This is a genomic window from Aquipseudomonas alcaligenes (assembly GCF_003205495.1).
Taxonomy (GTDB): Bacteria; Pseudomonadota; Gammaproteobacteria; order Pseudomonadales; family Pseudomonadaceae; genus Aquipseudomonas; species Aquipseudomonas alcaligenes_B.
Genome location: NZ_QJRX01000003.1, coordinates 1 through 12,846 on the forward strand (window position 1 = coordinate 1; position 12,846 = coordinate 12,846).

The 12,846-nt window shown below is 65.2% G+C and carries 11 protein-coding genes and 1 tRNA gene; 5 read left to right on the top strand and 7 right to left on the bottom strand.

Annotated elements, in window-relative coordinates:
* The first annotated feature begins 295 nt into the window (after positions 1-295).
* Together DMO17_RS05230 and DMO17_RS05235 are read left to right on the top strand one after the other, a co-directional pair.
* The gene (locus DMO17_RS05230) at positions 296-2,599 is read left to right on the top strand and encodes a PqiB family protein (RefSeq protein WP_110681388.1); all 2,304 of its coding nucleotides are present in this window, start codon (positions 296-298) and stop codon (positions 2,597-2,599) included.
* Positions 2,600-2,676: 77 nt separating this feature from the next.
* Positions 2,677-2,985, top strand: coding sequence for a PepSY domain-containing protein (locus DMO17_RS05235; RefSeq protein WP_110681390.1), 309 nt, complete (start codon positions 2,677-2,679; stop codon positions 2,983-2,985).
* 56 nt (positions 2,986-3,041) lie between these two features.
* Here the strand turns inward: DMO17_RS05235 and mksF are convergent, their stop codons facing one another.
* From mksF to mksB, 3 genes are read right to left on the bottom strand one after another with little or no spacing between them, the layout of a single operon-like run.
* The gene (gene mksF / locus DMO17_RS05240; protein WP_110681392.1) at positions 3,042-5,864 is read right to left on the bottom strand and encodes an Mks condensin complex protein MksF; all 2,823 of its coding nucleotides are present in this window, start codon (positions 5,862-5,864) and stop codon (positions 3,042-3,044) included.
* A complete protein-coding gene (gene mksE / locus DMO17_RS05245; protein ID WP_110681394.1) occupies positions 5,861-6,562 on the bottom strand; it encodes an Mks condensin complex protein MksE in 702 nt (233 codons plus the stop codon). The genes mksF and mksE overlap by 4 nt, the downstream gene beginning before the upstream one ends.
* The gene (mksB, locus tag DMO17_RS05250; protein ID WP_110681396.1) at positions 6,559-7,806 is read right to left on the bottom strand and encodes an Mks condensin complex protein MksB; all 1,248 of its coding nucleotides are present in this window, start codon (positions 7,804-7,806) and stop codon (positions 6,559-6,561) included. Before mksB ends, mksE begins: the two co-directional genes overlap by 4 nt.
* Before the next feature lie 137 nt (positions 7,807-7,943).
* Between mksB and DMO17_RS05255 the strand changes: the two genes are divergently transcribed.
* From DMO17_RS05255 to DMO17_RS05265, 3 genes are read left to right on the top strand one after another with little or no spacing between them, the layout of a single operon-like run.
* Positions 7,944-8,732 carry an energy transducer TonB gene (locus DMO17_RS05255; protein WP_110681398.1) on the top strand — a complete coding sequence of 263 codons (789 nt, stop codon included), beginning with the start codon at positions 7,944-7,946 and terminating at the stop codon, positions 8,730-8,732.
* Complete coding sequence (gene rimI, locus DMO17_RS05260) at positions 8,729-9,181, top strand: ribosomal protein S18-alanine N-acetyltransferase (RefSeq protein WP_021701510.1); 453 nt, start codon at positions 8,729-8,731, stop codon at positions 9,179-9,181. The genes DMO17_RS05255 and rimI overlap by 4 nt, the downstream gene beginning before the upstream one ends.
* 58 nt (positions 9,182-9,239) lie before the next feature.
* A complete protein-coding gene (locus DMO17_RS05265) occupies positions 9,240-10,139 on the top strand; it encodes a DMT family transporter (protein WP_110681400.1) in 900 nt (299 codons plus the stop codon).
* Between the two features lie 58 nt (positions 10,140-10,197).
* Here the strand turns inward: DMO17_RS05265 and DMO17_RS05270 are convergent.
* From DMO17_RS05270 to DMO17_RS05285, 4 genes are all read right to left on the bottom strand, one after another.
* Positions 10,198-10,274: transfer RNA gene (locus DMO17_RS05270), tRNA-Met, on the bottom strand.
* Positions 10,275-10,409: 135 nt separating this feature from the next.
* On the bottom strand, positions 10,410-11,510 hold the full coding sequence (gene ychF / locus DMO17_RS05275; RefSeq protein ID WP_110681402.1) for a redox-regulated ATPase YchF: 1,101 nt from the start codon (positions 11,508-11,510) through the stop codon (positions 10,410-10,412).
* Positions 11,511-11,547: 37 nt separating this feature from the next.
* Complete coding sequence (gene pth / locus DMO17_RS05280) at positions 11,548-12,132, bottom strand: aminoacyl-tRNA hydrolase (RefSeq protein WP_110681404.1); 585 nt, start codon at positions 12,130-12,132, stop codon at positions 11,548-11,550.
* Between the two features lie 36 nt (positions 12,133-12,168).
* Entirely contained in the window at positions 12,169-12,765 is a 597-nt protein-coding gene (locus DMO17_RS05285; protein ID WP_110681406.1) for a 50S ribosomal protein L25/general stress protein Ctc, read from the bottom strand.
* Between the last annotated feature and the right edge of the window lie 81 nt (positions 12,766-12,846).

Here is a 12,846-nt window from a genome sequence, read left to right on the forward strand (position 1 = left end):
CAGTAGTGAAACGACGCATCGCCGATGGTAGTGTGGGGTTTCCCCATGTGAGAGTAGGTCATCGTCAAGCTTCTATCCCCAAACCCCCATCCGCTCACGCGGGTGGGGGTTTGGCCTTTCTGGGCGAGAGAAAAATCACAGGCTCTGGTTACGCAGGCATGCGAACAACAAGTGCATGCGTTAGGCTTGCGCCTGCTGTTCGCCACGTTGTCGATGAACTAGCTTGATAGCGGGCGCTGACCTTGCTGCCGTGCAAGGACGCCTCGCCCTGCTGTGAGGAATGGAGCTTTCCTGCATGACCGAGCTGAGCACAGCCAAGACCCGCCGCACCACCAACTGGTCTGCCATCTGGATATTGCCGCTGATCGCATTGCTGATCGGCGGCTGGCTGGGCTGGAGGGCTTACAGCCAGGCCGGTATCGAGATCGAGATATTCTTCCCGTCCGGCGATGGTATCCAAGTCGGCAAGACCGAGGTCATCTACAAGGGCATGTCGATCGGTAAGGTCGTCGACATGGTACTGGATGACCATGCGCAAGAGCGCGGCGTCAAAGTCACGGTTGAGATGGATAAGCAGGTGGAGAAGCACCTGCGCAGCAACACGCGCTTCTGGCTGGTCAAGCCCAGCGTGACTTTGGCCGGTATCACCGGATTGGAGACCCTGGTTTCGGGCAACTACATCACCGCCAGCCCCGGCGATGGCACGCCAACCCGCAAGTTCGTCGCCCTCACGGAGCAGCCACCGCTGGCCGACACAGTGCCAGGGCTGCATCTGACCCTTAAGGCCGAGCGCCTGGGTTCGCTGAATCGCGATAGTCCGGTGTTCTACAAGCAACTCCAGGTCGGGCGGGTGAAGAGTTACCGCCTCGCCGAGGATCAAAGCACGGTCGAGATCAGGGTGTATATCGAGCCCGAGTTCGCCAGCCTGGTGCGTAAACACACGCGCTTCTGGAATGCCAGTGGTGTGACCATCGATGCCGGCCTGTCCGGAGTCAAGTTGCGTACCGAGTCGCTGGCCAGCATAGTCGCCGGCGGCATCGCCTTCGCCACTCCGGAGCACCGCAAGGATAGCCCTGCCACCGACCCGAGTATTCCTTTCCGTCTTTACGAGGACTTCGATGCCGCTCAGGCCGGCATCAAGGTCGCGCTGAAGCTGCAGGACTTCGAAGGCGTCGAGCCTGGGCGCACCCCGGTGATGTACAAAGGCATTCAGGTCGGCTCCCTGAAGACCATCAAGATCAACGAGGATCTGTCCAGCGCCTCGGTCGACCTGATGCTCGATCCGCGTACCGAGGACTACCTGACCGAGGGCGCCGAGTTCTGGATGGTCAAGCCATCCATTTCCCTGGCCGGGATCACCGGCCTGGAGGCGCTGGTCAAGGGTAACTACATCGCCATCAAACCGGGTGAGAAGGGCAAGCCGCCGCTACGTGAGTTCGTCTCTCGGGCCAAGGCGCCACCGCTGGACATCGATGCTCCTGGCCTGCACCTGGTGCTGTTCGCCGATACCCTGGGCTCGCTGGAGGTCGGTAGCCCCATCCTCTATCGCCAGGTCAAGGTCGGCACCATCCAGAGTTTTCAGTTTTCCCGTGATCGCAAGCGCGTAGTTCTTGGTGCCCATATCGAGCCGGAGTACGCCAGCCTGGTAAACAGCTCCACACGCTTCTGGAACGCCAGCGGTATCACGCTGAAGGGTGGGATCTCCTCTGGTATCGAGGTCAAGAGTGAGTCGTTGCAGACCCTGCTGGCAGGTGGGGTGACTTTCGAGACGCCGGATCTACAGGCGCCGGTCAATCGCAAGATTCAGCGCTTCACTCTGCACGACAGCCGCGAGATGGCCATGCAGGAAGGCGTTGCCATCCAGATCAAGGTGCCGAGCGGCGATGGTATCAGCCCGGGAACGGCGATCCGTTTCAAGGGCATCGATGTCGGCAAGGTGGAAAGCGTCGAGCTGACCGATGACCTGCAGGCCGTCCTGCTCAATGCGCGTATCACCAAGGCCAGCGGCCGTATCGCAACGGTCGGGACCGAGTTCTGGGTGGTCAAACCCGAACTGGGACTGGTGCGCACTGCCAATCTCGAGACCCTGGTCAGTGGCCAGTATCTGGAGGCATTGCCGGCGTCCAAGGCCGGCAAGCCGCAGCACTATTTTGAGATTCGCCCGCAGGCGCCGGTTGCCGAGGTGCGCGAAGAAGGGTTGCGGATCACCCTCAGCACGGCGCGGCGCGGCTCGATCAAGCCTGGAGTGGTGGTCAGCTATCGCGAGGTGCCGGTGGGCAAGGTCAGCCACTTCGAACTGGGGCCAACCTCCGATCGGGTTCTGATCCATGTGCTGATCGAGCCGCGCTATGCACCTCTGGTGCGCAGCGGCAGCCGCTTCTGGAACGCCAGCGGTATCGGTGTCGACGCCGGCTTGTTCAAGGGGCTCAAAGTGCGCACCGAATCCCTGGAGGCACTGCTCGAGGGCGGGATCGCCTTCGCCACGCCGGACAACGCCGTGATGGGCGGTCCGGCGCAGCCCGGCCAGACTTTCGCCCTCAATGACGAGGTCAACGAGGAATGGCTGAAGTGGGCGCCGAAGATAGTACTGGAGCAGTAGAGTGATTCAGCTTGGGTTAAGTCGGCTTGGCTATCGTGGCTCCCGTCGAAACCAATCACTCCCGACGGAGAATCAAGATGAATAAGCTGACCGCCCTTTTCGCCATCACCACTCTCGCCGCCACTGCCGGCATCGCCCAGGCCCGTGACCTCGGTCCGGACGAAGCCCTCAAGCTGCGCGACGCCGGCACCATTCAGAGCTTCGACAAGCTCAACGCCGCTGCCCTGGCCAAGCACCCCGGCGGCCAGGTCAGCGAGACCGAGCTGGAAGAAGAGTACGGCCGCTACATCTACCAGGTAGAAGTACGCGACACCCAAGGCGTGAAGTGGGATCTGGAGCTGGACGCCAGCAATGGCCAGGTGCTGCAGGATCACCAGGACGATTGATCCCATCCCCAAGAAAAAGGGCCGCATCAGCGGCCCTTTTCGTTTGCGCGAAGGAATCAGGCCAGCTCGGCCTGCTGCTCCTCGGTGACCTTGGTAGTCTCGCGACGCCTGATGAACTTCCAGTCCGCCTCGTCGATGTAGATGCCGTTCGGCCCGCTGCCGCCTTCCAGGTCGATGGCCACGTGGGCCGAGACCTGCGGTTTCACCGAGGCCAGGATCGGCACGAAGCCGAGCTGCAGGCTGGTCTCGATCAGCGCCTGCTGGTTGCGCTCGTCGATGTCCGCCGCCTCGTCGAGGTAGTAGGGCAGGCGCACCTTGCCGGCCTGCTCGCGGTCCATCAGGTGCAGCAGCAGGTACATGTTGGTCAGCGCCTTGATGGTCATGGTGGTGCCGTTGGAGGCGGCACCATCGATGTCGGTGTGCATCACCGGCTGACCGCCGACCTTGGTGATCTCGAAGGCCAGCTCGAACAGGTCCTTGAGGCCCAGCTGGTTGCCGTTGGCCGCCACCAGGCGCGACAGGTAGTCCTTGGCCTCTTCGTTCTTCGCATCCTGCTCGGCGCTCTGGCTCAGGTCGAACACCGACAGGGTCTCGCCTTCCTCGTACTGGCCGGCGCTGTGGATGATCTGGTCGATGTGCTTGAGCGCGTCGCGGTTGGGTGCCAGGACGATGCGGAAGCTCTCCAGGTTGGAGACCTGACGCTTGTTGATCTCGCGGTTGAACAGCGCCAGCTGGTGTTCCAGGTTGTCGTAGTCGCTGCGGATGTTGCGCAGGGTCCGGGCGATATCGGTGACCGCGGCTCGACGGGCCTTGGCCAGGGTCAGCGCCTCGTCCTGGCGGTGCGCATAGGCGTTGACCAGCAGCTGCAGGCGGCGCTCCGGGTCATCCTCGCTGTCGAACTTGGCCACGCCCTTGAGGCGTACCTGCGCATACAGCGCGTCGATCTGGCCGTCGATGCGCTGCAGCGCCTGCCAGCTGTCCTGGTAGTCGTTGAGCAGCGGCAGCAGGTTGTCCAGGCTGTCGTCGACCGGCTCCATGAACGGCGTGCCGAAGGGCAGGTCAGCTGGCAGCAGCTGGCGACGGCGCAGGGCGTCTTCCAGGGTGCGTTCCTTGGCTTCCAGATCGGCCAGTTGGCGGCCGACCAGCTGCAGCTTGGCGGACAGCTGCTGCACGCGCTCGGTGAAGGCGTCCGATGCGCGCTTGAGTTCGTCCTGGGCGGCTTCGGCCTCGGCCAACTGCTCCAGCTTGGCCGGCTCCTCGGCGGCCAGGGTCTGGCTCTTGCGGAAGTCCTCCAGCGCTTTCTGGGCATCGAGCACGGCCTGGTACAGCTGCTCGGCCTGGGCCTTGCTGGCGGCGCGGTCGTTGGCCACCGCCTGCTGGGTCTTCAGTTGCTTCAGCTCGCGCTCCAGGCGGTCCTTCTGGTCGCGCAGGGCGGCGCGATCGGCCAGCGCCTGCAGGGCGGGCGGTTCGATGTGCGAGAGGTCGATGGACAGGCCCGGCACGGCGAAGGTGTCGCCCTTGAAGCGGTCCAGCACGGCCTCGACGGCCTTGACCCAGTCGTCGCCCTCGGCCTGGATGCCTTTCTCGCCCAGCGGCAGGCTGAACAGCTGGCCGTTGAACAGACGCATCAGGCGGTCGACGTCGGCCTGGCTGAACTCCTCGCGCAGTCGCGAGTAGCTGTTGTTGTCGGCATGGTCGAGCTGCTGCTTGACCGACTTCAGGCGCTTCTCCAGGTCGCGCAGGCGCTCGTCCAGGTCCTCGGCGGAGAACTGGCGCGATTGCGCCAGGGCGCCGGCCAGCTCGTCGTGGGCATCCTTGGCGGCGAGCAGCTGCTCCTCCAGCACCTTGGCGTCGGTGACGAGGGCGAAGCGGTTCTTCAGCACCGACAGCTCGCCGAGCCAGCGCTGGATCTCGCTGATTTCGCGCTCCAGGCGCATCAGCTCGGCGGTACCGCCGCGCTGCTCGTTCTGCAGGCCGTCCTGCTCGCGCTTGTAGTGCTCGGCCTGGATCACCAGCTCTTCCTTGCGCGCGCCGGAGTAGTCCTGCCAGGCGCCGAGCAGGTTATCCAGCAGCGGCGAGAGGCGGTGCAGCTTGCCGCGCAGCACTTCGCGCTGAGCCACGCCTCCAGACAGTGCCTCGACCAGCGGGCCGGCGGCGACCAGGGCCTGGTAGTCCTGCTCCATGCGCCGCACGTCGCGGAAGGCTTCCTCGGTCGCGGCGATATAGTCGACGCTGCCCGAGCGCAGGCTGTGCTCGAAGGCGTCGAGGAACAGCTGCTTGAGCTTGGCCGCGGTGATCTCGCGCATATGCAGCAGGTTGATGAACAGGGCGCGGAAGGTCTTCAGGCTCTGCTCGCTGGTGGAGCGCAGCGGGATCAGGGTCAGGTCCAGCGGGATGCTGGTGTGGCCGCCGACCAGCAGGCGGCGCAGTTCCTCGGGCTTCAGTTCATAGGGCGTGATGCCGGCCTGGCCGAGGTTCTTGAACAGCTCGCGCTGGCGCAGGCAGACGCCGTCCTGCTGGTAGTGCTCCAGGTGCAGCTCGCCCTGGTAGGCAAAGAATTGGTGGCCAAAGCCGCCGCCCGGGCCGCGGCCGGCTACGCCGATCACGTGCGGGCCGTGGGGCAGGGCGACCTCGACCAGGATGTAGCTGGTGTCGCTGGCGAAGTAGAACTTGCGCGAGGCCTCCAGGCTGTACTTGCCGAAGCTCATGTCGGACATGCGCGCGAGGATGGGGAACTGCAGCGCGTTGATCGACGCCGACTTGCCCAGGTTGTTGGCGCCGTAGACCGACAGCGGGTTCTCCAGCGGGAAGATGCCGAGGCTGTAGCCGGCGGTGTTCAGCAGGGCGAAGCGGCGGATGCCGTAGCGTTCCTGGCTCATGCGTCGATCTCCTGGGCGTCACGTTCCTCGGCCATGGCGCGGGCCAGGGCCTCTTCCTCGGATTCTTCGGCGGTCTCGGGTAGCGGCTCGATGCGCACGATGTCTTCTTCGGCGTCGTCGACCACCAGCTCCGGCGTCGGCAGCGGCAGGTTGCTGTGCAGGCTGGCGGCCAGGTCGCGGTCCTGCTGCACCGACAGGCACACATCGAGGAATCGGTGCATCGGTGCGAGGAAGCGGTACACGCCGTTGTCCTCGCTGGCGAAGCCGAGCTGGGCCAGGCGGCGCATGACCTTCTCTTCCAGCTCCTCCTGGGTGGTGACCTCGGCCTGCAGGAACAGGTCCTTGTACTTTTCCAGCAGCGGTGGCAGCTCGTCACGACCAAGGCTGCCGCCGTCGAGCACGGCCAGCGGGTCGCGGCCCTGGTCGGCCAGGTGCTCGACCAGGATGAAGGTGAACAGCGCCAGGCGCTGGGCGGTCTTGTTGACCTGCGCGCCCATCTGCTCGGGAACGAAGTAGTAGAAGCCGCGGCTGTCGCACACCAGCTCGTAGCCGAGTGACTTGAACAGCGCGCGGTAGGCGTCCTGCTGGTTGGACAGCTGGGTGTACAGCTCGGGGGCGGCACGGCTGATGTGGTAGCCCTTGAACAGCTCGCGGAAGATCGGCGCGAGCTGGGTGAGTTCTTTCAGATCGATATTCATGCGGAGGTCCCGGCCGGCTTGATCAGGGCATAGGAGCTCAGGCTGACCTGATGCTCGCGGGTGAGGTAGTCGCGGCGCTCGAGGCGTTCGCGCTGGAAGCGGCCGTCACGCGACAGCCGCGAGAACCAGTAGAGGAGTTCGTCGGTGGCGCCTTCCGGCTCCTGCTCCAGCAGCCAGACCATCAGGTCCGGCAGCGGCAGGGCCTGCTCGCAGCGCTCGATCATCTCGCGCGCGGTGCGTGGCGCCTTGGGCGGTACACCCTTGCGCGAGCCGCTGGCGCGCGGGAACTGGTTAGGCTTGGGCTGGAAGCGGGCCAGGGCGTAGACGTAGCTCTCGACCTGGCTGGCGGTGCCGAGGAAGGTGCTCTGCGGCCGGGTGAACAGCGGCATCGAGGCCTGCGGCAGGGCGTCCAGGCCCTTCTTGCGGATCACCGACAGGGCCAGCGCGGCTCCGCGGGTCACGGCGTTGTGCCGGCGTGCTTCCTCGCGCAGCGGTAGCAGCAACTCGCGGGCCTTGCGCAGGGTCAGCTGGGCGACGGTCTGCATCTCCAGGATGCGTGCGTGGGTGCGCAGCAGCAGGTCGTCGTCGACCAGTTGGCCGAGGCGCTGCTGTTCGCCGAGCAGGCGCAGCAGCACCTGCTCGACGCGGCGCACGCCTTGTTCGAAGGCGCCGTCGGCGGAGACCAGCTGGATCATCGGCTCGACGTATTCGTCCCAGGTCGCCAGCACCTCGGCGTAGCGCTGGCGCAGCGGAATCTGCCGGTCAGAGGTCTTGGCCCGCTCGGCCACGCCGACCAGGGCCTGCTCGTCGTTGGCCAGCTTCTTCAGTACGTCGCGCACGCGCATGTCGAGCAGGCGCAGCTGGCGCGCCAGGTCGTTGCCGTCGCGCACTTCGAAGGCGTCCTGGATATAGCCGGCCAGACGCTCCAGGTGGCGCAGGTAGGCCTCGATCTCCAGGCACAGGCCAAGGCGGTGCTCACGCCGCAGGTAGGCGAGGAAGTCGTGGATCTGTGCGTTCAGCTCGAAGCGGTTGGGGCTCTTGGCCACCGGCACCAGGATGTCCAGGCGGATCCACTGGTCGAGCAGGGCGGTGATGTCGGCGGGGCTGCCCTCGGGCAGCTGCGTGCCGAGCTGGTTGCGCAGCTCCACCAGGCTCAGGGTGCCGGTGTCGAAGCGCTCGCACAGCGGTTCGAGCAGCGTCCAGTGCTCGGCGAGGGCGCGCAACACGCGCTTGGGGTCGATCATGGGCGGGGTCGGTCCGTCGCAAAAGCCCGGATTGTACTGGAAAGGGCCTATGCATGACCGTCACTCCATCGGCCTTTTCCCGGGGGCCGATTCAGTCCACAATTCGCGCCTGATTCCGTCCGTCCTGGAAGCCACTCTTGATCGAAGAAGTCCGCCGCCGCGCCTATCTGACCGCCATGCAGGTGGCCAGCTGGTTGCCGCGCGTGGATCTGCCGTTCGCCGCGCCCTCGCGTGCAGAGTTGCTGCAGCCGTTACCCGAGCCGGAAGTCGCGCCGGTTGTGCCCGTCGCCGCGCCGGTGGTCGAGGGCAAGGCTGCGGCGGAGCCGTCGCGCCCGGTCATCGAAGTGCCGCGCCCGTCGGCCGCTTCCAAGGTGTTTGCCAAGCCGGAGGCCAAGGTTGAGCCGGAGCAAGCGCCGGTGGCCGAGGCCAAGCCGGTGCTGCCGCCGCCGCGCTTCGCCCTGCAGCTGCTGCGCGCTGGTGATTGCGCGTTGCTGGTCGAGTTGGCCACCGGCGAACCGTTCCAGAGCCGCGACCCCTCCTACCTGCTGCTCAAGGACCTGTTGCGTGCCGCCGGCCTGCCGGATGCCCCGCAGCAGGTCGGCGATGGCTCGCCGATTCGCTGGCCGTTGCTCACCCGCGGCAACCTCGACCAGGGTCCGGACGCCGCCCGCGACTACGTGCAGGGCGTGCTGGCCGGTCAGCTGGAGGCCGAGCCCTGCCGCTGTCTGTGGCTGATCGGCCTGCCCGCCGTGCGCTTCGCCGGGGAGGCGGATGCCGAGGCCTACAACCGCGAGCTGCAGGTCGAAGGTCTGGGCGCTGCCTGGGCGCTGCCGAGCCTGGAACTGCTGATGGACGAGCCCGAGCGCAAGGTCGAGGTCTGGCGTGCCATGCGCCGCATCATGCCGCGCTGGAAGCAGCCGTCGTGAGTGCCGCCATCCACTTCCGCCCGATGACCGAGGCGGACCTTGACCGCGTGGTGCAGATCGAGAATGCGGCCTTCAGTCATCCCTGGAGCCGCAACCTGTTCGCCGATGGCCTCAAGTCCTATGACTGCTGGCTGATGTTCGACGGGGATGAGCAGATCGGCCACGGCATCATCCAGATCATTCTCGACGAGGCGCACCTGCTCAACATCACCGTGCGTCCACAGAGCCAGGGCCGTGGGCTGGGGTTGCAGTTGCTGGAGCACTTGATGCAGCGCGCCCGCCAGCTCGGCGCGGGCGAGTGTTTCCTCGAAGTGCGTGCCAGCAACCAGAGTGCCTACCGCCTCTACGAGCGTTACGGCTTCAATGAAGTCGGTCGCCGGCGTGACTACTATCCGGCCGCCGGTGGGCGCGAGGATGCCCTGGTGATGGCCTGTACGCTGTTCGATTAGGCCCGGGCCGCCACATGCCCAGATGGCTTCGGCGCTTTTCCGCATGGCGTGATCGTTCATGAGTCGTGCCGCGCTGCTGGCCTGGGCCGGCCTGGCGCTGGCCAGCCTGTTCTGGGCTGGCAATTCGCTGGTGGCGCGCGCCTTCACCGGGGCGATTCCGCCGCTTTCGTTGGCCTTCTGGCGCTGGGCCATAGCCCTGGTCATCCTCCTGCCGCTGGTCGGTCCCTCGCTCTGGCAGCATCGTCAGGTGCTGCGCAGGGCCGGCTGGCGCCTGTGGCTGCTGGCGGCGCTGGCCATCACCGCCTACAACTGCCTGCTCTATACCGCCGCGCTCAGTACGGCGGCGATCAACCTGAGCCTGGTCAGCACCTGCCTGCCGCTGGCGACCTTCATCGGTGCCGGCTTGCTGCTCGGCGAGTGGCCGGTGCGCAGGGCCTGGGTTGGCCTGCTGCTGGCCCTGTTCGGCTTGCTGTGGCTGATCTGCCAGGGCGACTGGCGAGTGCTGGCCAGCCTGTCGTTTGCCGAGGGCGATCTGCTGATGGTGCTCGCCACCCTGGACTGGGCGCTCTATTCGCTGCTGTTGCGTCGCTGGAACGCCTACTTCCAGCTGCCACCCTTCACCCTGCTCGGCGCGCTGGTGTTGCTCGGCCTGCTCATGCTGGCACCGTTCTACGCCTGGGAGTTCTGGCAGGGGGCGCGCTTCGAACTCAGTCCGGCCAATCTCGCCGCCATCGGCTACACCGCTCTGTTCGCTTCGGTGGTTGCCTATCAGCTGTGGAACATCGGCCTGCGCGAGCTGGGCCCTTCACGCACCGCCATGAGCAACTACCTGATGCCGGTGTTCACCGCCATTCTCGGCTGGCTGCTTTTGGGCGAGAGCCTGCAGGGCTATCACTGGGTCGGTGGCGCGCTGATTGTCAGCGGGTTGTTGCTGGCAGGGAGAGGGCGCGGGCAATAGTAGAATTGCCCGGCCAGAAACGACAAAGGGCTAGCTTTCGCTAACCCTTTGTTTTGTATGGTGGCTACACCGGGACTTGAACCTGGGACATCAGCATTATGAATGCTGCGCTCTAACCGACTGAGCTATGTAGCCGAGTGGCGCGCATTATTCTCTTGTCGATGCCGGCTGTCAACCCCGTCTGGCGGATAAATTGATGCCTTATCAAGCGCTTAGGCGTGATGCCCGGGAGAATGAAAAGCCCCGCGCTGGCGGGGCTTTCGAGGGGGCTTAGACGTTGAAGCGGAAGTGCATCACGTCGCCGTCCTTGACGATGTAGTCCTTGCCTTCCAGGCGCCATTTGCCGGCTTCCTTGGCGCCGGCCTCGCCCTTGTACTGGATGAAGTCGTCGTAGGCCACTACTTCGGCGCGGATGAAGCCCTTCTCGAAGTCGGTGTGGATCACGGCGGCGGCCTGCGGGGCGGTGGCGCCGATGCGCACGGTCCAGGCGCGCACTTCCTTGACGCCGGCGGTGAAGTAGGTCTGCAGGTTGAGCAGCGAGTAACCGGCGCGGATCACGCGGTTCAGGCCCGGCTCTTCCATGCCCATGGATTCGAGGAACATCTGCTTTTCCTCGTCCTCGTCCAGCTCGGCGATCTCGGCCTCGATCTTGTTGCACACCGGCACCACGATGGCGCCTTCTTCCTCGGCGATGGCGCGGACCACGTCCAGGTGCGGGTTGTTGTCGAAGCCGTCCTCGGCGACGTTGGCGATGTACATCACCGGCTTGCTGGTGAGCAGGTGGAAGCCGCGGATGACCAGCTTTTCCTCGGGGCTCATGTTCTTCATCAGGCTGCGCGCCGGCTTGCCTTCGCTGAAGTGGGGGATGAGTTTCTCCAGGATGGCCTTCTGCGCCAGGGCCTCCTTGTCGCCGCCCTTGGCGTTGCGGGCGACCTTCTGCAGCTGCTTCTCGCAGCTGTCGAGGTCGGCGAAGATCAGCTCGAGGTCGATGATCTCGATGTCGCGCTTGGGGTCGACGCTGTTGGCCACGTGGATGACGTTCTCGTCCTCGAAGCAGCGCACCACGTGGGCGATGGCATCGGTCTCGCGGATATTGGCGAGGAACTTGTTACCCAGGCCCTCACCCTTGGAGGCGCCCGCCACCAGGCCGGCGATGTCGACGAATTCCATGGTGGTGGGGATCACGCGCTCGGGCTTGACGATGGCGGCCAGGGCGTCCAGGCGGCTGTCAGGCATGGGCACGATGCCGCTGTTCGGCTCGATGGTGCAGAAGGGGAAGTTCTCCGCGGCGATGCCGGATTTGGTCAGGGCGTTGAACAGGGTGGACTTGCCGACGTTGGGCAGGCCGACGATGCCGCAGTTGAATCCCATGGTGTATCCCTCGCGGAGATGAAGTCGTGAAAAGGGGTCAGGCTTTCTGGCTGTGCAGCTTCTGCATCGCCTTGGTCCAGTCGCCGGCGAGCATTTCGGGCAATACGCCGAGGGCATTGTCGATGCTCTTGTCCAGCAGCTCCTGCTCGCTGCGCGGGGCGCGGCCGAGGACGAAGCCGGAGACCAGGCTGGCGTGGCCGGGGTGGCCGATGCCCAGGCGCAGGCGGTGGAAGCCGTTCTGGTTGCCGCACTGCGCGATGATGTCGCGCAGGCCGTTGTGGCCGCCGTGGCCGCCGCCGGTCTTGAGTTTGGCGACGCCGGGAGGCATGTCGAGTTCGTCGTGGGCCACCAGCATGGCGTCGACCGGGATGCGGAAGAAATTCGCCAGCGCCGCCACGGCCTGGCCGCTGCGGTTCATGTAGGTGGTGGGGATGAGCAGACGAACGTCGCGACCCTGATGGCTGAACTTGCCCACCAGGCCGAAATACTTCTTGTCGAGGGCGAGGCTTATGCGTTGGCTGTCGGCCAGGCGCTCAACGAAAAGGGCCCCTGCGTTGTGCCGGGTCTGGTCGTATTCGGGGCCTGGATTACCCAGGCCGACGATCAGTTGGATGGCAGTCACGTCAGGAGCCCTTTTACCGGAAGGGGCGGGCGAGTATTACTCGGCGCCTTCTTCCTTCACGCGGGAAGCGTGGATGTTGGCGACTGCCAGGTCGTTGCCGTGGGCCAGGGCCACCAGCTCGACGCCCTTCGGCAGCTTGAGGTCGGACAGGTGAACGATCTGACCGACTTCAACCTTGGCCAGGTCGACTTCGATGAATTCCGGCAGGTCTTGCGGCTGGCAGGAAACTTCGACTTCGGAGATGGTGTGGGACACTTCACCGCCCTGCTGCTTGACACCAACGGAGCTGGCTTCGTTGATGAAGTGCAGCGGAACGTGAGCGCTCAGCTTCTGGCCGGCAACGACGCGGACGAAGTCGGCGTGCATCACGTAGCCTTTGGCCGGGTGGCGCTGCAGGGCCTTGATCACCACGTTCTCGGTGGCGCCGGCGATGTTCAGGGCCAGCACGTGGCTGAAGGCGGCTTCGTTTTCCAGCAGCTTGGCCACTTCTTTGGCCAGCAGGCTGATGGATTGCGGGGCTTTGTCGCCGCCGTAAACTACGGCAGGCACCATGGCGACGTTACGACGCAGGCGGCGGCTCGCACCTTTCCCCAGGTCGGAACGCACTTCGGCATTCAGGGCAAACTCAGTCATTGCATTTCTCCAAAATAACCAAACCGCCCTCAGCGCTTGCGACCAGCGTGTGGACGGTTGGGCAAAAAGCCCCGCACGCGG